This window comes from Mycobacterium cajalii (assembly GCF_045809005.2).
Classification (GTDB): domain Bacteria; phylum Actinomycetota; class Actinomycetes; order Mycobacteriales; family Mycobacteriaceae; genus Mycobacterium.
In genome coordinates this window covers 4,573,687-4,592,251 of sequence record NZ_CM141436.1, presented here as the reverse complement: position 1 = coordinate 4,592,251, position 18,565 = coordinate 4,573,687, and the positions used below count along the sequence as shown (strand labels likewise).

Below are 18,565 nucleotides of genomic sequence, written 5' to 3'. Positions count from 1 at the left end.
CGCCCAATTCGCGCCGAATTGGGGCGATTTCGCGTCTGCTCGGCAAAGGAGTGGGCATGCGTGAGACAGTGATCTGCGAACCCGTGCGGACGCCGACCGGCCGCTACGGGGGAATCTTCAAGTCCCAGAGCGCCGTCGACCTCGGTGTCGCGGCACTCAAGGGCCTCCTGGGGCGGACCGGGCTGGCGCCCGACGCGGTCCAGGACGTGATCCTCGGGCACTGCTATCCCACCAGCGACGCCCCGGCCATCGGGCGCGTGGTGGCGCTGGACTCGGGCCTGCCGGTGACGGTCCCCGGCATGCAGGTGGACCGGCGCTGCGGGTCGGGCCTGCAGGCGGTGATCCAGGCGTGCCTGCAGGTGGGCAGCGGCGACCACGACCTGGTGATCGCCGGCGGCTGCGAGAGCATGAGCAACGTCGCCTTCTACTCCACCGACATGCGCTGGGGCGGTGCCCGCGGTGGCGTCCAGGTGCACGACGGGCTGGCGCGCGGCCGCACCACGGCCGGTGGCCGCAACTATCCGGTTCCCGGGGGGATGCTCGAGACGGCCGAGAACCTGCGCCGCCAGTACGGCATCTCGCGCCGGGAGCAGGACGAGCTCGCGGTGCGCTCGCACCAGCGGGCGGTGGCCGCGCAGAAGAACGGAATCTTCGCCGAGGAGATCGTTCCCGTCGCGGTGCGCACCCGGCAGGGCGAGGAGTTGGTCGACACCGACGAACATCCGCGCGCCGACACCTCGGTGGAGTCGCTGGGCAAGCTCAAGCCCGTTCTGCTGGGCCAGGATCCGGAAGCCACCGTCACCGCCGGCAACGCCAGCGGCCAGAACGACGCGGCATCGATGTGCGTGGTGACCACCCCGGAGAAGGCCGACGAACACGGCCTGAGGCCGCTGGTGCGCCTGGTCTCCTGGGGGTCGGCCGGCGTGCCGCCCGACGTCATGGGGATCGGGCCGGTGCCCGCGACCGAGGTCGCGCTCGCCAGGGCCGGCCTGACGCTCGCCGACATCGACCTCATCGAGCTCAACGAAGCCTTCGCCGCCCAGGCGCTTGCGGTCATGCGGGAATGGGAGTTCGGCGCCGCCGACCACGACCGGACCAACGTGCACGGCTCGGGAATCTCGTTGGGCCATCCCGTCGGCGCGACCGGCGCCAGGATGCTGGCCACCCTGGCGCGCGAACTCCACCGCCGCCAAGGACGCTACGGGCTGGAGACCATGTGCATCGGCGGCGGGCAGGGGCTGGCCGCGGTCTTCGAACGGGTCGGCCCGGCATGACAGGGCTGCCACTGGACGGGCTCACCGTGGTGGAGGTGTCCAGCTTCGTGGCCGCGCCGCTGTGCGGCATGACGCTGGGACAGCTTGGCGCGCAGGTGATCCGGGTCGACCCCATCGGCGGCGCGTCGGACGTCCAGCGCTGGCCGCTGGCGGCCGGCGGCACGTCGATCTACTGGACCGGGCTGAACAAGGGCAAGCGGTCGGCGACCATCGACCTGCGCTCCGCCGAGGGCCAGGAGCTGGTCCAGCGGCTGATCGTGGAGGGCGACGGCGTCGTCGTCACCAACGCCGCCGGGCTGGCGTGGCTCGGCCACGACGTGCTGGCCGCCAAGCGCCCCGACGTCATCCACGTCCAGTTGCTCGGCCGCGGGGACGGCTCCACCGCGGTGGATTACACCGTCAACGCGGGCATCGGATACCCGCTCGTCACCGGCCCGGCCGAGCACGCCGGCCCGATCAACCACGTGCTGCCGGCCTGGGACGTGTGCTGCGGCCTGTACGCCGCGCTGGCCGTGGTCACCGCGGTCCGCCGCCGCGACCAGTGCGGTGCGGGTGCGCGGATCACCCTCGCGCTCGAGGACGTCGCGCTGGCCACCGCGGGCAACCTCGGGCTGTTGACCGAGCCGCAGGTCACCGGGACGCAGCGCGAGCGGCTCGGCAACGCCATCTACGGCCAGTACGGCCAGGACTTCACCAGCCGCGACGGCGCCACCTTCATGGTGGTGACGTTGACGGGCAGGCACTTTCGCGACCTGGTCGCGGTGACGGGCACCGGGGACGCGGTGGCGGCGCTGGCCGGGGCGCTGGGGGTGGACTTCGCCGATGAGGGGGACCGCTACCGCTACCGCGACGTGCTCTCGGGCCTGTTCGCCGTCTGGTTCGCCGAGCACACCGCCGACGAGATCACCGCCGCGTTGGCGGACACCACCGTGCTCGTCGAGCGGTACCGCACCTTCGCGCAGGCCGCGGCCAGCCCGAAAGTGACCGCCAACCCGCTGTTCTCGCGGCTGGATCAACCGGGCGTCGGGCAGTATCTCGCCCCCGGCCTGCCGGCCGCCTTCGACGGGACCCACCCGGCCGGGGCGCCGGCCCCCGCGCTGGGGCAGGACACCGCCGCGGTCCTCGCCGAGCGTCTGGGCCTGAGCGCCGCCGACATCGACCGCCTGGTCGACGCCAACACGATCGCCCGCTGAGCCCGCCGAAAGAGAGAAGCGCATGACCAAACTCGCCCAGACTCTCGGCCTGACCGAATTCCAGACCGAGATCATCGCCACGGTGCGGCAATTCGTCGAGAAGGAAGTCATTCCCCACGCCGCCGAACTCGACCGCGGCGACACCTATCCCCAGGACATCGTCGACCAGATGCGCGAGATGGGCCTGTTCGGCCTGATGATCCCGCAGGAGTACGGCGGGCTGGGCGAGTCGCTGCTGACCTACGCGCTGTGCGTCGAGGAGTTGGCCCGCGGCTGGATGAGCGTGTCCGGGGTTCTCAACACCCACTTCATCGTGGCGTACATGTTGCGCCAGCACGGCACCGACGCCCAGAAGCGGAACCACCTGCCGCGCATGGCGACCGGCGAGTCGCGCGGTTCGTTCTCGATGTCCGAGCCGGAGCTCGGTTCCGACGTCGCCGCGATACGCACTCGCGCTGGGCGCAACCCGGACGGCGACTACACCATCAACGGCCAGAAGATGTGGCTCACCAACGGGGCCAGCTCGACGCTGATCGCCGTGCTCGTGCGCACCGACGAGGGGGCGGACAAGCCGCACCGCAACCTGACCGCGTTTCTCGTCGAGAAGCCCACCGGGTTCGGCGAGACCGTACCGGGACTGGTGATTCCGGGCAAGATCGACAAACTGGGCTACAAGGGCATCGACACCACCGAACTGATCTTCGACGGCTACCGGGCGAGTGCCGACGACATCCTGGGCGGCACACCGGGCCAGGGGTTCTTCCAGATGATGGACGGCATCGAGGTCGGCCGGGTCAACGTGTCGGCGCGCGCCTGCGGTGTCGGCATCCGCGCCTTCGAGCTCGCCGTGCGCTATGCCCAGCAGCGGCAGACCTTCGGCAAGCCGATCGCCGAGCACCAGGCCATCGCCTTCCAGCTCGCCGAGATGGCCACCAAAGTCGAAGCGGCCCACCTGATGATGGTCAACGCCGCGCGGCTCAAGGACTCCGGGGAGCGCAACGACGTCGCCGCCGGCATGGCCAAATACCTTGCCAGCGAATACTGCACCGAGGTCACCCAGCAGAGCTTCCGCATCCACGGCGGCTACGGCTACTCCAAGGAGTACGAGATCGAGCGGCTGATGCGCGACGCACCCTTCCTGCTCATCGGCGAGGGAACCAGCGAGATCCAGAAGTCGATCATCAGCAAGCGACTGCTCGCCGACTATCGGGTGTGAGACGGTGACCGTCCCCGATTTCGCCGCGCGGCCGCAACTTTCCGACGACGTCGCGCGCCTGGTCCGCGGCCGGATCTTCGACGGCACCTACGCAGCGGGCACCTATATCCGTCTGGACCAGTTGGCCGCGGAATTGGGGATCAGTGTCACCCCGGTGCGCGAAGCGCTGTTCGCCCTGCGCGCCGAAGGCCTGATCGACCAACAGCCCCGCCGGGGGTTCGTGGTGTTGCCGGTCACCGGGCGGGATGTCACCGACGTCGCGAACGTCCAGGCGCACGTCGGCGGGGAACTGGCCGCCAGGGCCGCCACCGACATCACCGCGGACCAACTGGGCGAGCTGAAGCAGATCCAGGCCCAGCTGGAGGACGCCTACGCCCGCGACGACCACGAGGCGGCCGTCCGGCTCAATCACGAGTTTCACCGGGCCATCAACGTCGCCGCGGATTCGCCGAAACTCGCCCAGCTGATGTCGCTGGTCACCCGCTACGCACCGGAGTCGGTGTTCCCGACGATCGAGGGCTGGCCGGAACGGTCGATGAAGGACCATCGGCGGATCCTGTCCGCGCTCGAGTCGCACGACGGCGAGAGGGCGCGCGCGGCGATGTCGGAACACCTTGCCGTCGGTGCCGGACCGCTGATCGACCACCTCGTGGCGCGGGGGGTGGTCGTCGATGCGGACCCGCCCGGGTCTCGCTGAGCCGAACCGGCCGTTGGTGCCCGTGCGCGCGTGGGCTTACGCTGCCAGTGTCGTGCCGAGCATAGGGAGAGAACAATGGCCCCAACGCTTCGCGCCCCGGCAGTGGGCGCCGCTTTGGTGGCGGTGATCGCCTTCGCCGCGCCGGCGGCCGGCGAACCTGGCGACGAGATCCCGGGCGACGGCGTCTTTCTGGTGGGGCCCGACATCGCACCGGGCCTGTATCACACGGCCGGGTCGGCGTCGGCCTTCGGGGTTTGGATCAACAATGTGCCGACCCAGGAGTCGATGTGCTCGTGGTTCACCTACAGCACGCCCGATGCGGCCAAGGACCATGTGCTCCAGACGAACACCTCGATCGGTCCGATGTATGCGAACATCAACACCACGGTCAAGGCCTTCGAGTCGCGGAATTGTCAACCCTGGCAACGCGTCTCCTGATCGGCGGCCACCAGCATGCGCGCGGCCGGTGGCTCCCGGAGCGACGTCATCTTGCGCAGCGCACTCCTTCCTTTGGCCCCACAGTCATGGACGCCGTCGACGACTCGCCGCTAGGCCGCCGCGTGGGCGGCGTTCGCGATGCCGGGTTGGAAGAGCTGTCCCTGACTGGTCTGGTCGTCGATGTAGAGCCCTTCGGTGATCAACAACGCGAAACCGCCCTCGGCGAACACGCGGTAGTAGGAAGCCATCCGCGCGGTGGGCAGGCCGTCGGCCGTCGCGCTGACTCGCGTCATCGGTGCCAGGGCGACCCGGTTGGCGAGGTCGACGCCACCGATGGTCGTCGCGGTGAACATTTCCGTTGACGGTCTCGACGAAGTTCGAAGAGATTCACTCCGGCCAACAACATAACGAATCCGGGGATGATGGGGGGCTTGATTTTCAGGGGAAGCACATCTGCGGGCACCTCCGGATGCAAGTGCACATAGGTGGCACCGCCCATGTTGGCGATGAGCCCCACCGAGGCGGCGGACACGATCGGGCCGAAAAGGTTCGAGCGCTTCCGGCCCAAGAAGGACGCCGAAAGCAGGCTCAGGCCAATGGACATTTCACCGGCCATCGCCATCGGAATGCTCGATCGCGGCAGGCCACTTTTGGTGATCTGAACATCGAACCAGGTGCGAAACGGGTTGAAGAATTTCAGGAAGCCGAACAAGAACATCGTCACGCCCAGAAACGTCGAGTTGTACGTCACGATCTTATTGCCTGCGGTCGGCGTCATGATTTCTCTCTCTTTCGGGTTCGGCGTGGCCGGGGTCGGGTGCGGTGTCGCTCACCGCGCGTCCGGGTGTTCGGTCAGATACCGGATGAAGCCGATCACATCGTCGGCGACCAGCCGGCCGATGGCGCCGCTCGAATACACGGCGAGGCGAAGCGTCCCGTCCGGTGCCAGGATGAAGCCGGTCGATTGCAGATAGCGCGGATCCTCGTTGACATAGGCGCCCGTCGCCGCGGCGATCTTGTCGGCGTCCGCGCTGTGGCCGACCGGGAAGCGCAACTTGCGCTTGGAGGCCAGCTCGGTCGAGGTCTGTTCGTCGTCGACGGACAGGGCGACGACCTTGACGCCGAGCCCGGTCAGCGCTTCGGAAGCGCGGGAGAACGCGGCCAGCTGGGCGTTGCAGTACGGGCACCAAGAGCCGCGGTAGATCAACACGACGCCGTAGGAGCCGGCGAGGTCGCCCGGCAGCGAGATCGTGCCGCCACCGACGGCGGGAATTTCGAGCGCCGGGAACTGCTGACCGTAGTGCAAGCGGGACATGTCATCCTCTCCGAGGGTTGGCCGGTAGGTGGAAGTGTGCTGAATTAAACCGAAGTTACTGCGGGTTTTGAGGTGGTTTGGTGGCTTGACGTGCGGTATTGGGCTGTTTGACATTTGAATGTAGTCAAAATACTGGTGTGTCGCACCTGGTAAGTGGACCGTGATCAGCTATATTGCTGATTATGTCGCGCGGTAGTGGGAAAGTTCACGTAGTCAAAGTTCGGCGGTCTCATGTGAATAAGCAAGGCCAGCAGCGTGATTACGAATCGGTGTATCTACGCCGCACGTTCCGTGACGGCGCTAAGGTCCGCAACGAGACGGTGGCCAACCTGTCGATGTTGCCCGCGGAGACGATCGCCGCGATCGAGGCCACCTTGAAAGGCCAAACACTGGTGGCGGCGGGCTCGGAGTTCGACACCGTCCGTAGCTTGCCGCATGGGGATGTGGCGGCGGTGGCGGCGATGGCGGCCAAGGTGGGTATGTCCGCCCTGCTGGGTCCGGCATGCCGGTCACGGGATCTGGTGTTGGGGTTGATCATCTCCCGGGTGGTTCGGCCGGCGTCCAAGCTGGACACTGTGTCGTGGTGGGCTGACACCACCTTGGGTGCTGATCTGGGTATCGCTGGCGCGTCCACCGACGAGATCTACGCCGCGATGGACTGGCTGGTCGGGCGCCAAGACGGGATCGAAAAGAAATTGGCCGCCAAACACCTTGACCCGCGCGTCAACCCCTCGAAGATGGCGTTGTTCGACCTGTCGAGCACGTGGATGACCGGCAGCCACTGCGAGCTGGCGGCACGCGGGTATTCCCGGGACGGCAAAAAAGGGTTGCCGCAGATCAACTTCGGGGTGCTCGGTGACCGGGAGGGCCGTCCGGTGGCGGTGCGGGTGTTCCCCGGCAACACCGCTGACCCCACAGCGTTCACCAAGATCGTGGCCGATCTGCAAGACACGTTCAAACTCGATGATCTGGTGATGGTCGGTGATCGGGGCATGATCACCACCGCCCGCATCAACGCCCTGCGTGAACTCAACGAAGCGGGTGCGAGTTTCGGGTGGATCACCGCTTTGCGCAACCCGGCGATCGCCGCGCTGGCCGCCGACCAAGGACCCTTGCAGATGAGCCTGTTCGATCAGCAGGACCTGGTCGAGATCGCTCACCCCGACTATCCCGGTGAACGCCTGATCGCCTGCCGCAACCCGGCATTGGCTGACCAGCGTGCCCGCAAACGTACCCAGCTGTTGGCCGCGACCGAGAAACTGCTAGAACCCCTCACCAAGCGGGTGGCAGCCGGCCGGCTCGCCGGGGCCGCTGACATCGGCAAGGCGGTGGGCAAGGTGTTGGGAAAATACAAGATGGCCAAGCATTTCCACACCACCATCACCGACAGCGGTTTCACCTACCACCGCAACCAACACAACATCGATGCTGAAGCCGCCCTCGATGGCATCTACGTGATCCGCACCAGCGTCGACGCCACGGAACTGACCCCAGCCCAGGTGGTGGAATCCTACAAAAACCTGGCCAACATCGAACGTGACTTCCGCAGCATCAAAACCGACGACCTGCAAGTGCGCCCCATCCGCCACCGGCTGCAAGACCGCGTCAAAGCCCATCTGCTGATCTGCATGCTGGCCCGCTACCTGCTCTGGCACCTGCGTAAAGCCTGGGCGCCACTAACATTCACCGACGAAAACCCGCCGGTCCGGGACAATCCCGTAGCCCCCGCACAGCGCAGCACCGACGCCGCGGCTAAAGCCGCCACCAAACAAGACGCCCACGGCCACCCCTTACGGAGTTTCGCTGGCTTACTCCAACACCTCAAGACTTTGACCCGCAACAGGATCCGCTACCACAACACCGACATCGAGATCGACAAACTCGCCGACCCCACCCCCGAACAACGCCGCGCATTCGACCTCATCGAAGCCACCATCCCCCTCACCATCGCCGCATAGCCAGGTAGACAAACACCACACCACCAAACCCGCCAAAACCCCAGCTCAAACCAGGAAAACCCCTACCAAAGCAGCAGTAACTTCGGATTAAAAGTGGACTATCAAGTCCAATCCGAATACGCTGCGCGGATGTCCTCAACGGAGCGCTTCAGCGCTGCACGGCTGACCGCTCGCGGCGCGGCCACCAGGGATCGCATCGTCGCTGCGGCGGCGTCCCTCGTTCGCAGGCAGGGGGTCGCCGGGACGAGCCTGGACGACGTGATGGCTGCGACCGGCACGAGCAAGTCGCAGCTGTATCACTACTTCGCCAACAAGGACGCGCTCGTTCGCGAGGTCGTGAAGACCCAACTCGGCCAGGTCATCGCGGCCCAGCAGCCCGATCTGGGCGAGGTCTCGTCGTGGGAGGGGTTGCAGCGCTGGTGTGATCACGTCGTGGCCATGACCCGTGCGACGCAGGGTGTCGGCGGTTGTCCGCTGGGCTCGCTCGTAGGCGAGCTTGCCGAGCAGTCCGATTCGGCGCGCCACGAGCTTGCGCAGGCCTTCGCCGAGTGGCAGTCGTATCTGGCCACGGGCTTGGCGACCATGCGCGACAATGGCGAACTCGCCGCAGCTGCCGATCCCGCCGAGCTCGCATTGACCGTGCTGAGCGCGTTGCAAGGCGGACTGCTGATGGCGCAGACCTTGCGCAGCGCCCGACCTGTCGAACTCGCCGTGAACATGGCGCTCGGGCACGTTTCCACCTATCGGCGCAGCCCGAAGCGAGCAGGACGGCACGATCCGTGAGCTACCACGTCGTCGCCGAGCATTCAAGTGATTGCCACCTCGCTAACGCCGTTGCGTGACAGAGGAATACGCGTTCACGAGGCCGCGCAGCCGAAGCGGAGCGGCCCGACTAACTTCCTGTCTCGGTGGGCCTGGCTTGTATGAGCAGTTCCCTGAGTCGACGGGCGTTGACCTTGCCGGTGGATCCGCGCGGGACGTCGCCGTCGGATTCCAGCATCAGCCACACCGTGGGCACCTTGAAGGCGCTCAGCAGCTCGCGCGCGTGGCCGCGCAGCTGTTCGGCGGTGAGCGCGGCGCCGCACACCACCACCACCGCCCCCACCCGTTCGCCCGCCGTACCGGGCACGTTGGTGACGTAGGCGCCCTCGACCCCGGGGATGGTTCGCAGCGCCCGTTCGACCTCGCCGGGGTAGACGGTGGCGCCGCTGACCTTGAACATGTCGTCGGATCGGCCGCGGTAGAACAAGAACCCGTCGGCATCCAGGTGGCCGAGGTCGCCGGTGGGGTAGAAGCCGTCGGCGGTGAACAGCTCTTCGCGGCTGCGCCGGCAGATGCCGCGCAGCGTGTGCGGTCCCCGAATCTGGATGATGCCCACGGCTCCCGCCGGGAGGGGTGCGCCGGTGTCGGGATCGACGACGCGTACCTCCACGCCGGGGAACGGCTTTCCGCAGCTGCCCCACGCCGACGCGGGCATGTCGGTGTCGGCGGGATAGCCGCAGTACGGGCCGAACGCCTCGGTCATGCCGAACAGCGTGGCCCGCGCACCCGGCCGGGCCCGCCGCTCGGGCGGCAACAACGCCGGCAGGCTGCCGGCGCGCAGCGCGGACAGGTCAGCGCCGACCGCATCGGCGTGGCGTGCCAGCGTTTCGGCCTGGTCGGGCCACCCGCGGAACAGCGTGACCCGCTCGCTTTCCAGTAGCCGCAGCGTGGTCTCGGGCCGCGGTATCTCCTCGGTCACCAGGGTGGCGCCGGCCAGCAGCGCCGACAGTATTCCGCTGCCGAAGCCGCCCACCCAGAAGAACGGCATCGGCAGATACAGGCGGGTGTCGGCCGTGATGCAGCGGGCCGTCAGCCCCGCCCGGACGGCGCCCAATGCGCTGCCGTGCGAATGCATGACCCCCTTGGGTGCTCCGCTGCTGCCCGAGGTGAACATGATGACCAGCGGATCGGCCGGGACGACCGTCTCCGGCATCGCGCCGACGATCCGGCGGGCACGCTCGGTGGCGGCGTCGTCCAGCCGGGCGGCCGGCCAGACGCCGCGTAGCGCGGGGAGTTCGGGTCGCGGCACCGGTCCGAGTTCGTCCAGGTAACGGTGTCCGCGGAATTCCTCGACGCTGACCAGGAACTGCACCGATGCGGCGCGCAGCTGCGCCACCAGTTCGGCCGGCGCCAGCAGTGTGCTCAACGGCACCAGCACCGCGCCGATGCGGGTCAACGCGATGGCCACCTGTACCCAACGCACGCCGTTGGGCATGATCAGCCCGACTCGGGTGCCCTTGCCGACACCGGCTTCGACGAGGGATGCGGCGAGATCGGTTGTGGTTGAGTCGAGTTGGCGGTAGCTGAGCCGGATGGCCGGGTCGACCACTGCGGGCTCGTCGCCGTGCCGGGCGGCCTGCAGTCGCACCAGGTGGTCAATGGTGTCAGGCATCGAAAAGCCTCTTCAGGCGCTGCGTGTCGACCTTGCCGGTGGACAACAGCGGCACCTCCGCGCGGGCTATCGTGACGAACCGCCTCGGGATTTTGTAGGCCGACAATTCTGACTTGAGCCGCTCGCGTACCGCCGCCTCGTCGACGGGGGCCGGGCCGTCGCCTCCGACGATGACCGCCGCCACCAGCTGCCCGCGGTCGGTGTCGGGAAGACCCAGCACGTATGCCCCCAGCCCGCCGGTGACCCTGGCGATCGCCGCCTCGACCTCGGTCGCCGAGACGTTGGCGCCCGCCGTCTTGATCATCGCGCCGAGCCGGCCGACGAAGTAGAAGAACCCGTCGGCGTCGGTGCGCACCAGATCGCCGGTGTGGAACCAGCCGTCGGGGCCGAAACTCTCCTCGCGACTGCGCTTGTAGTAGCGCTGCATCAGGTAGGGCCCGCGGATGCACAGCTCGCCGGATTCGCCGACGCCGACCGGTGTGCCGGTGTCGGGGTCGACGGCCCTCGCCTCGAATCCGGGTGCGGGTCTGCCGAACGATCCGCGGCGGCTTTCGGGTTGGTCGGATTCGTCATCGCCGATCAACACGATGCTGCCGGCTTCGGTCATGCCCAGCATGTTGTGCCGCAGTTCCGGGTCGGCCGGTCGCGCCTCGGGCGCCATGATCGGGTAGAGGTTGCCGCGCCGCAGCGACGACAGGTCACGGCCGGCGAAGCTCGGGTGGTCGGCCAGGTGCGCGATCCCGGCGGTGAAACCGTTTGTCATGGTTGGCTTTTCGGACTCGAGCAGGTCGAGTGTCCGGCCTGCGTCGGTGGCGTTGGAGCACACCAGCGTGGAGCCGGCGACCAGCGTGGCCAGCAGGGCGAACGCGAACCCGCCGATCCAGAAGAACGGGGAGTTGCAGAACAGCCTGTCCCCGGCCGTCAGGCCGCGGATCGCGTTCAGGTTGCGCTGGTGCCGGAGCAGGGCGGAGTGGGTGTGCACGACGCCCTTGGGCGCGCTGGTGGAGCCAGAGGTGTACACGATGGCCAGTGGATCGCAGCCGTCGACGTCGTCTTGCATCGCCTGCAGCAGCGCGGTCTCGACCGTATCGGCCAGCCGGTAGATGCCTTCGATGTCACGGTGGCGCTGCACCGCATCCGGTTGGTGGCTGATGCCGACGTGGCGCAACTGCGGCACGGCGGTGGCGAAAAGCGGCGCACCGGTGTCAAAGCCCGGATCCGAGACCGCGTCGGCCAGCCGCCGCACGTAATCGTGGGAGCAGAAGGATGCCGCCGTCAGCAGTGTTTGGATGTCGGCGTCGATCAGCTGCTCGCGCATCTCCCGCGCGGTGACGAACGTGGAGATCGGGATCACCACGGCGCCGATCCGCGCCGCCGCCAGCATCCCGACCACGAACTCGGGGCCGTTGGGGTAGAGCAGGCCCACGTGAGTGCCCTTGCCGGCCCCGAGGGCGATCAGCCCGCGGGCGAGTTCCGCCGAGCGGCGATCGGCCTCACCGTAGCTGATGCGGTCACCGTCGCAGACGAGAAGCGGGTGGTGTTCGCGCGAGCGGGCCTGGTGTCGCAAAACCTCGGCGACCGTGACGGAGTCACCGGGCATGGTCACTCTGGGCGGCCCCGACGCTGAAGAAGCGCCGGATGGCGGTGAGGTCGGCTTTGCCCGACGGCGTTCGCGGCATCGTGTCGACGATGGCGATCTCCGTCGGAATCTCGTATGGCGCCAAGCGGTTCCGCAGGTATTCCGCCAGCGCCCCGGCATCGGTGACCGCGGGTGCGCGCAGCTCGACCATGGCGACCGGCGTCTCCCCGAGGCGGGCGTCGGCTCGCCCGACCACGGCGGCACCGGCCACCGCGGGGTGGCCCTCCAGTGCGGTTCGCACGTCGTCGGGCATCACCTTGAACCCGCCCCGGATGATCGCCTGGTCGGCGCGCCCGAGGATCCACAGGAAGCCGTCGGCGTCGATGCGCGCCAGGTCCGTGGTCCGCATCCAGCGGGCGGACGGCCCCAGCTGCGCGGGCTTGACTTCCAGCAGGCCGACGGCGCCGGGCGCCACCGGCGTGCCGTCCTCGGCGACCACCCGCAGCTGCGCGCCCGGGTTGGCCCGCCCGACGCTGCCGCGCTTGTCGCGCCAGTGCTTTTCGTGGTCAGCGAGCGTCCAGCCGGCCACCCCACCACCGAATTCCGTTGCCGCATAAGAGGTCAGCACCGGAATCCCGTATTTCTCGGTGAAGGCGTCGGCGTCGTCGGCCGACAGCGGGGCGGTGCCGCAGGTGACGGCCCGGATGCTTGCCAGGTCGGCCCGCGGTAGGCCGGAATGCAGCACCGTGCGCAGCGCGGCCGGGACCAGCGACACCGCGCGGGGCCGGTGGGCGCGCACCGCGGCGGCCCATGCGTTGAGCTCGAACCGTTCGAGCAGCACGAAGGGTCTCGCCTCGGCCACGCACTGCAATACCCGGAACACGCCGCCGATGTGCACCAGCGGCGAATTGACGATCGCGACGCCGCGCCGCACCCCGGTGGGGGCCGGCGCGCGGTCGGGAGCGGGACCCAGCACGCTGCGCGCCAGCATGTCGTAGCTCAGGTCGATCCGTTTGGGGGGGCCGGTCGTGCCGCTGGTCAGCATCCGCACCGCCACCCCGTTCCGCGGGGCGGGCCCGGCGCCGCCCGGCGGCGACCCGTCGGGGCCGTTCGCGAGCGCCGGGATCGGCAGTGCCGGGGTGCCCGGGGGGACCAGCGCGCCGAGATCCGCGGTCTCGCCGATGACCAGCGCCAGCCCGAGCGCGGCGATGTCGGCCTTGGTGCGGTCGTCGCCGCGGGACGGGTTGATGACGACGACGGTCCCGCCGCCCAGCAGCACGCCCAGCAGCGCCGCCACGTGGCCGGGACGGTTGCGCAGCAACACCCCGACCTCGCCCCCGCTCCCGGTGGCCACAGCACCGACGCGCCCCGCCATCGCTCCCAGCCGCCCCCACGAAAGCCATTGCCCCTCATACTCGATGGCCCGCGAGCCCGGTTGCAGCGCCAGGACGTCGGCGACGCGCCGGCTGAGCGGGTGGGGCGGCATCAGCGGATTCTCGGTTCTCCGCGGCCCGGCTTCGCACCGGCGGCCGCCCGTTGCGCGGCCAGTTCGGCCGTCCCCAACGGGTTGCCCAGCCGGGTGTAGAGGAGGCCCTGTTCCAGGGCGGCGCGGTAGGGCTTGTCCAACGATTCCCAGATCGCCTTCACCGTGCCCTGGGTGGCCGACGGCGGCTTGGCGGCGATCACCGCGGCGATCTCGTGGGCGCGGGCCCAGAGCCGCTCGGCCGGGACGACCTCCGACACCAGCCCGATCCGCAGCGCCGTGTCGGCGCCGACGCGTTCGTCGTTGCCCATCAACGCCATGCGCAAGGTCTCGCCCAGGCCGACGCGTCGCATCAGCCCGATGGGCTCGAGCGCACAGACCAGGCCGGCCGAGACGTGCGAGTCGAAGAACGTGGCGTCGTCCGAGCAGATCACGACGTCGGATTCGTTGACGAAGTAGAAGGCCCCCGCGGTGCACATGCCCTGCACCGCGCAGACCACCGGCTTCCACACCTTCTGCCACTTGGGGCTGAGGAATTCGCCGGGATCCTCGTGGGTCCAGACGTTTTCGGGTTGGCCGTACGGCGTCTTGACGTCCAGGCCGGCGCTGAACGCCCGGGTTCCGGCCGCCCGCAGCACCACCGCGTGCACGGCGTCGTCGAGCTTGAGGATGCGCCACGCCTCGGCCATCTCCTCGCACATGGTGCGATCGAAGGCGTTGAGCCGCTCGGGCCGGTTCAACGTGATGGTGGCGACGTGGTCGGCGGCGTCGACGTCGACCAGGATGGTCTCGAAGCTCATCGGCATTGCCAATCGGGCTTGCGCTTCTCGACGAAGGCCCTGGGGCCCTCGGCCGCGTCCTCGGTGCGCAGCACCCGCTCGCGGAACGTCTCGGCCATGATCTCGGCTTCGTGCAGCGGCACGTTGAATCCCTTCAGGATGGCCAGCCGGGTGCCCCGAACCGCCAGCGGCGCATTGGAGTTGACGATGCCGGCGATCTCGTGGGCCCGTTCGAGGAGGCTGCCGTGCTCGACGACCTCGCTGATCAACCCGAGTTCGTAGGCGCGCTGTGCGCTCATCCGCTCGTGTTTGCCCATCAACGCCATGCGCAGCGCGATGGAGCGGGGCAGCACCCGCGAGACCCGTACCATCTCGCGCCCGGCCACCAGGCCGATGCTCACATGCGGGTCGAAGAACGTCGCCTGCTCCGAGGCGATCACGATGTCGGAGGTGGTGACCCAGTCCATGCCGGCGCCACAGCACAACCCGTTGACCGCCGCCAGCACCGGTTTGGCCGCCGTGCGAAACGGGGGCGTGCCCTCCTGCGGCGCCTCCCACTGGTCGTAGGTCGACAGGTAGGGCCGCTCGTAGATCACCTTGCCGTCCTCGGGGATGGCCGTGACGTCGGCCCCCGTGCAGAACGCGCGACCCGTGCCCGTGACTATGGTCAGCCACACGTTGTCGTCGTTCTCAGCCTCGTGGTAGGCGGCGCGCAGTTCGGTGATCATGTGCGGGCTGAGCGCGTTGAGGGCCTCCGGGCGGTTCAGCGTGATCGTGGCGGTGTGCCCGTCGACGGCGTAGCCGATGGTGTCGAAGGAGTCAGAGGGCATCCGTGTTTCCCTTCATGGAGGTCATCGGCCGCGGAACCGCGGTGCGCGCCGTTGCCGGAAGGCTTCCAGGCCTTCTTTGAAATCGCCTGTCCGGCAAGCCAGTTCCAGGCTGAAAAGCTCCTGCGTGAGGGATTCGGCCAGGCCGGCGCCCTGGCCGAACGCCAGGGCCTGCTTGGCCAGCCCGATCGCCACCGTCGGCCCGCCGGCCAGCCGCTCCAGCAGCTTTTCACATGCGTCGTCGAGTCCCGGCGGTTCGACGGCCTGGTGAATCATGCCCCACTCGGCGGCATCGGTCGCGCCCACCTTCTCCCCGAGCAGCAGCATCCGCCTGGCCCGCGCCACGCCGGCGAGGCGGGGCAGCAGCCAGGTGGAACCGGAGTCCGGGCTGAAACCGCGTTCCACGAACGGCTCCCAGAAGACGGCGTCGGCGGCGGCCACGGTGAAGTCGGCGGCCAGCGCCAGGTTGCAGCCGAACCCGACGGCCCATCCGCGCACGGCGCAGACGACCGGCAGGTGGATGCCGGCGACGAGTTCGATCACGCGGTGGGCGCCATGGGGGATGCGGCGCACCAGATCGCCGGTGCGGGGACGCTCGCGGTCGTTGGCGGCCACCCAATCGGCGCCGGCGCAGAAGTCGCTTCCGGCCGCCGTGATCAGAACCGCTCGGAGCGAGTCGTCGGCGGCGGCAGCGGTCAGAGTGTCGACCAACGCCTCGATCATCTTGGGGGTCAACGAGTTACGCCGATCCGGGCGATCGAGGAAGATGCGCAACACCGCGTCGTCGCGGGAGGCTGTCACCGAGCCCTCGGCGCCGGCCGCGTCGGCCTCGTGACTCACCGTCGGAACCCGGCCTTTCTCGGCGATACGGTTACCCATACAGTAGGCAATACGATTGCTACGCTGTATAAGTTAGCAAGGAAACACTGCCGACGGAACCAGCGGGGCGGAACCCTGCGAAAGAAGCTGAAAGAGGAAACCATGGCGGCGCTCGGTGACGGCAGGTTCGGCGAGGCGCCGCTCGCCCAGACCGTGGCCGCCGCCGGTGCGATGCGCCGCCTCACCGCGCTGCTGCTCAGTCTCGAGCATTCGCACCCGGCGGTGGACGACATGCTGGAGAAGTTCGCCGGCTGGGAGGGCGTGTTGGCCGCCGCGGCGCCGGCGGACCCGGCCCCCAGGATGGCCGGCGACGACGATCGCGGGCGGGTCTATCTCAACCACGCCGGTGACATCGGCGCCTACAACCCCTGCTTCCCCGAGTATCGCTTCGACCGCCTCGACGCCGCGCGGGCCGATGGCCGGGTGTCCTTCCCGCTGGTCTACGAAGGCCCGCCGGGCCTGGTGCACGGTGGCTTCCTGGCGGTGTTCTTCGACTGCGTCATCCAGCACCACAACTGTGCGACGGGCCTGTCCGGGAAGACCCGGTCGCTGGGCGTGAGGTTTCGGCGGCCGACGCCGGTGCTGGCCGAGTTGCGCTTCGAGATCTCCCGGTCGGCGGCAGAGGGGGGCATCGTCTCGACGGCGCGGCTGCTGGCCGGCGACGAGGTGCTCTGCACGGGTGAGGTGAGCACGCTCGCGTCGCCACCGGAGAAGCTGGCCGCCTCCGGGTTCGCCAGAAGGCGGAAGGAGCCGGCCACATGACCTCCGCGGGGACTTCGGACGAGCGGGTGCTTTTCGACGTGGAGCCCGACCGGCACATCGCCACGATCACCCTGAACGATCCCGGGCGCCGCAACTCCTACGACGCGGCGATGCGGGACGCCGTGGAACGCTGCCTGGACCGCGTGGCCGAGGACGACGACCTCACCGTGGTGCTGCTGCGCGGTGCCGGCGGGGTCTTCTCCGCGGGAGCCGACATGAACAACGCGTACGGCTGGTACGGCGGTGACTCGCCCAGGCGACGACCCAGCCAACGTCGCCGGCTCACCGTGGACCGCAAGACATTCGGCTTCTACCACAATCTTCTGGGCTTCCCGAAAGTGACGGTGGGGGAGATCGCGGGCTACGCCCTCGGTGGCGGATTCGAGATGGCGCTGATGACCGACATCTCCGTCATCGCCCGCGACACCCGGATCGGCATGCCGGCGACGCGCTTCCTCGGGCCGGCGCTCGGCAGCCTGCACATGTTCTTCCACCGGCTGGGGCCGGTGCTGGCCCGGCGCCTGTTGCTGACCGGCGACATCGTCACGGCCGGCGAGTTCGAACACCTCGGAATCTTCACCGACACATGCGATCCCGGCGCCGTCACGGCGCGGGCGCGCTATTGGGCCGAGAAGGCGGCCAGGATGCCCGCCGACGGGGTCGTCATCGCCAAGGAGGCGTTCCGCCTCGTCGAGCAGACCCAGGCCTACCAGGGCGAGGAGGTCGCGAGCTATCTGTTCCACGCCTTCGGCACCAACCTGCAGTTCGGGCCGGGGGAGTTCAACTTCGTCAAGACCCGAGCCGAGCACGGTACCAAGGAGGCGTTCCGGTTGCGTGACGAACACTTCCACGTGCCCGAACCGGAAGCGTGACAACGTAACCCGGAAACGCGCGTCGCTAGCGCGGCGGGGATGCCTTGGTCCGTCCCCGCTGGGCCGGTGACTTGGTGGCTCGGCGTTGCCGGGACGCGGCCGACTTCGCGGACCCGGCGCCCTCCTCGATCAGCCGGCCGGCATGGTCGAGGATGCAGTTGAGGCCGTACTCGAAATTCGCCTCGTCGGGGGCCCCGATGCGGTGACCCTGGCCGCTCACCTGGGCGATCAGGGGTGTCGTCGTCGGGTCTATGGCCACGGCATCCTCGATCGCACGGGCGCCGTTGTCCGCCGACTGGTTCTTCTCGTAGAGCCGGTGCAGCACCACCGATCCGCGGACGTGGACCGAGACCGCGGAGTAGGTGTCGAACGCATCCTGGGGCGTGAGGCCTGCCTCCACCAGGTTGGCGATCGCCCGCTCCACCTCCTGGGCGCCCAGGCGGGCGGCTTTCGGGCTCAACGCGGCCCGGATCAGAATCAGGTCGCACAGGATTGGGTTGCCCATGAACGTCTTACGCATCAGGCGCGCGTGGTTGCGCAGGGTCTCGCGCCAGTCGCTGGCTTCGACGTACGGGGTGGCGAACACGTACTTGCTCAGGGCGCGGTCGGTCATCGCGTTGAGCAGATCGTCTTTCTTGCGGAAGTACCAGTAGATGCTCGTGACGCCGACGCCGAGGTGCTTGCCGAGCAGCGGCATGCTCAAGTTGTCTATCGAAACCTGTTCCGCGAGTTCGAATGCGCCGCTGATGATGTCGTCGGGGTTGATGGACCCGCGCTCACGTCGTCGACGCTTATCGGCGGTGGCCTGCTTTGCCACTACGGGGCACCTCCATCAGATCTCGCTTGTGCATTGGCGTCT

General features: G+C 68.5%; 19 protein-coding genes. 9 read left to right on the top strand and 10 right to left on the bottom strand.

Annotation, left to right across the window (positions count from 1 at the left end; genetic code table 11):
* Positions 1 to 56 precede the first annotated feature (56 nt).
* The 5 genes from ACJ512_RS21725 (at position 57) to ACJ512_RS21705 (ending at position 4,818) form a co-directional block, all read left to right on the top strand.
* Complete coding sequence (locus tag ACJ512_RS21725) at positions 57 to 1,274, top strand: acetyl-CoA C-acetyltransferase (RefSeq protein WP_407688947.1); 1,218 nt, start codon at positions 57 to 59, stop codon at positions 1,272 to 1,274.
* Positions 1,271 to 2,467, top strand: coding sequence for a CoA transferase (locus tag ACJ512_RS21720; protein ID WP_407688948.1), 1,197 nt, complete (start codon positions 1,271 to 1,273; stop codon positions 2,465 to 2,467). The genes ACJ512_RS21725 and ACJ512_RS21720 overlap by 4 nt, the downstream gene beginning before the upstream one ends.
* A 22-nt stretch (positions 2,468 to 2,489) precedes the next feature.
* Entirely contained in the window at positions 2,490 to 3,683 is a 1,194-nt protein-coding gene (locus ACJ512_RS21715; RefSeq protein ID WP_407688949.1) for an acyl-CoA dehydrogenase family protein, read from the top strand.
* A gap of 4 nt (positions 3,684 to 3,687) precedes the next feature.
* Positions 3,688 to 4,380, top strand: a complete 693-nt coding sequence (locus tag ACJ512_RS21710) for a GntR family transcriptional regulator (protein WP_407688950.1) — start codon at positions 3,688 to 3,690, stop codon at positions 4,378 to 4,380.
* 75 nt (positions 4,381 to 4,455) lie between these two features.
* Complete coding sequence (locus ACJ512_RS21705) at positions 4,456 to 4,818, top strand: hypothetical protein (protein ID WP_407688951.1); 363 nt, start codon at positions 4,456 to 4,458, stop codon at positions 4,816 to 4,818.
* A gap of 110 nt (positions 4,819 to 4,928) precedes the next feature.
* On the opposite strand, the gene ACJ512_RS21700 is transcribed toward ACJ512_RS21705, so the two are convergent.
* From ACJ512_RS21700 to ACJ512_RS21690, 3 genes are read right to left on the bottom strand one after another with little or no spacing between them, the layout of a single operon-like run.
* The gene (locus tag ACJ512_RS21700) at positions 4,929 to 5,111 is read right to left on the bottom strand and encodes a hypothetical protein (RefSeq protein WP_407688952.1); all 183 of its coding nucleotides are present in this window, start codon (positions 5,109 to 5,111) and stop codon (positions 4,929 to 4,931) included.
* Positions 5,108 to 5,596, bottom strand: a complete 489-nt coding sequence (locus ACJ512_RS21695) for a hypothetical protein (RefSeq protein WP_407688953.1) — start codon at positions 5,594 to 5,596, stop codon at positions 5,108 to 5,110. Before ACJ512_RS21695 ends, ACJ512_RS21700 begins: the two co-directional genes overlap by 4 nt.
* 51 nt (positions 5,597 to 5,647) lie before the next feature.
* On the bottom strand, positions 5,648 to 6,133 hold the full coding sequence (locus ACJ512_RS21690; protein ID WP_407688954.1) for a peroxiredoxin family protein: 486 nt from the start codon (positions 6,131 to 6,133) through the stop codon (positions 5,648 to 5,650).
* 182 nt (positions 6,134 to 6,315) lie between these two features.
* Here ACJ512_RS21690 and ACJ512_RS21685 point away from each other — a divergent pair, with 182 nt between their 5' ends.
* On the top strand, positions 6,316 to 8,091 hold the full coding sequence (locus ACJ512_RS21685) for an IS1634 family transposase (protein WP_461479765.1): 1,776 nt from the start codon (positions 6,316 to 6,318) through the stop codon (positions 8,089 to 8,091).
* Positions 8,092 to 8,220: 129 nt separating this feature from the next.
* Positions 8,221 to 8,874, top strand: coding sequence for a TetR/AcrR family transcriptional regulator (locus ACJ512_RS21680; protein WP_461479836.1), 654 nt, complete (start codon positions 8,221 to 8,223; stop codon positions 8,872 to 8,874).
* Positions 8,875 to 8,983: 109 nt separating this feature from the next.
* On the opposite strand, the gene ACJ512_RS21675 is transcribed toward ACJ512_RS21680, so the two are convergent.
* From ACJ512_RS21675 to ACJ512_RS21650, 6 genes are read right to left on the bottom strand one after another with little or no spacing between them, the layout of a single operon-like run.
* The gene (locus ACJ512_RS21675) at positions 8,984 to 10,525 is read right to left on the bottom strand and encodes a class I adenylate-forming enzyme family protein (RefSeq protein ID WP_407686400.1); all 1,542 of its coding nucleotides are present in this window, start codon (positions 10,523 to 10,525) and stop codon (positions 8,984 to 8,986) included.
* Positions 10,518 to 12,125, bottom strand: a complete 1,608-nt coding sequence (locus tag ACJ512_RS21670) for a class I adenylate-forming enzyme family protein (protein WP_407686399.1) — start codon at positions 12,123 to 12,125, stop codon at positions 10,518 to 10,520. Before ACJ512_RS21670 ends, ACJ512_RS21675 begins: the two co-directional genes overlap by 8 nt.
* The gene (locus ACJ512_RS21665; protein WP_407686398.1) at positions 12,115 to 13,590 is read right to left on the bottom strand and encodes an AMP-binding protein; all 1,476 of its coding nucleotides are present in this window, start codon (positions 13,588 to 13,590) and stop codon (positions 12,115 to 12,117) included. The genes ACJ512_RS21670 and ACJ512_RS21665 overlap by 11 nt, the downstream gene beginning before the upstream one ends.
* Complete coding sequence (locus ACJ512_RS21660) at positions 13,590 to 14,393, bottom strand: enoyl-CoA hydratase/isomerase family protein (protein ID WP_407686407.1); 804 nt, start codon at positions 14,391 to 14,393, stop codon at positions 13,590 to 13,592. Before ACJ512_RS21660 ends, ACJ512_RS21665 begins: the two co-directional genes overlap by 1 nt.
* A complete protein-coding gene (locus tag ACJ512_RS21655; RefSeq protein ID WP_407686397.1) occupies positions 14,384 to 15,196 on the bottom strand; it encodes an enoyl-CoA hydratase/isomerase family protein in 813 nt (270 codons plus the stop codon). Before ACJ512_RS21655 ends, ACJ512_RS21660 begins: the two co-directional genes overlap by 10 nt.
* Before the next feature lie 21 nt (positions 15,197 to 15,217).
* Positions 15,218 to 16,033, bottom strand: a complete 816-nt coding sequence (locus ACJ512_RS21650) for an enoyl-CoA hydratase/isomerase family protein (protein WP_407686406.1) — start codon at positions 16,031 to 16,033, stop codon at positions 15,218 to 15,220.
* Positions 16,034 to 16,174: 141 nt separating this feature from the next.
* Between ACJ512_RS21650 and ACJ512_RS21645 the strand changes: the two genes are divergently transcribed.
* Both ACJ512_RS21645 and ACJ512_RS21640 read left to right on the top strand, forming a co-directional pair.
* Positions 16,175 to 16,834, top strand: coding sequence for a hotdog family protein (locus tag ACJ512_RS21645; protein WP_407686396.1), 660 nt, complete (start codon positions 16,175 to 16,177; stop codon positions 16,832 to 16,834).
* A complete protein-coding gene (locus tag ACJ512_RS21640; protein ID WP_407686395.1) occupies positions 16,831 to 17,706 on the top strand; it encodes an enoyl-CoA hydratase/isomerase family protein in 876 nt (291 codons plus the stop codon). Before ACJ512_RS21645 ends, ACJ512_RS21640 begins: the two co-directional genes overlap by 4 nt.
* A gap of 25 nt (positions 17,707 to 17,731) precedes the next feature.
* Here the strand turns inward: ACJ512_RS21640 and ACJ512_RS21635 are convergent, their stop codons facing one another.
* Positions 17,732 to 18,523, bottom strand: a complete 792-nt coding sequence (locus ACJ512_RS21635; protein WP_407686394.1) for a TetR/AcrR family transcriptional regulator — start codon at positions 18,521 to 18,523, stop codon at positions 17,732 to 17,734.
* Between the last annotated feature and the right edge of the window lie 42 nt (positions 18,524 to 18,565).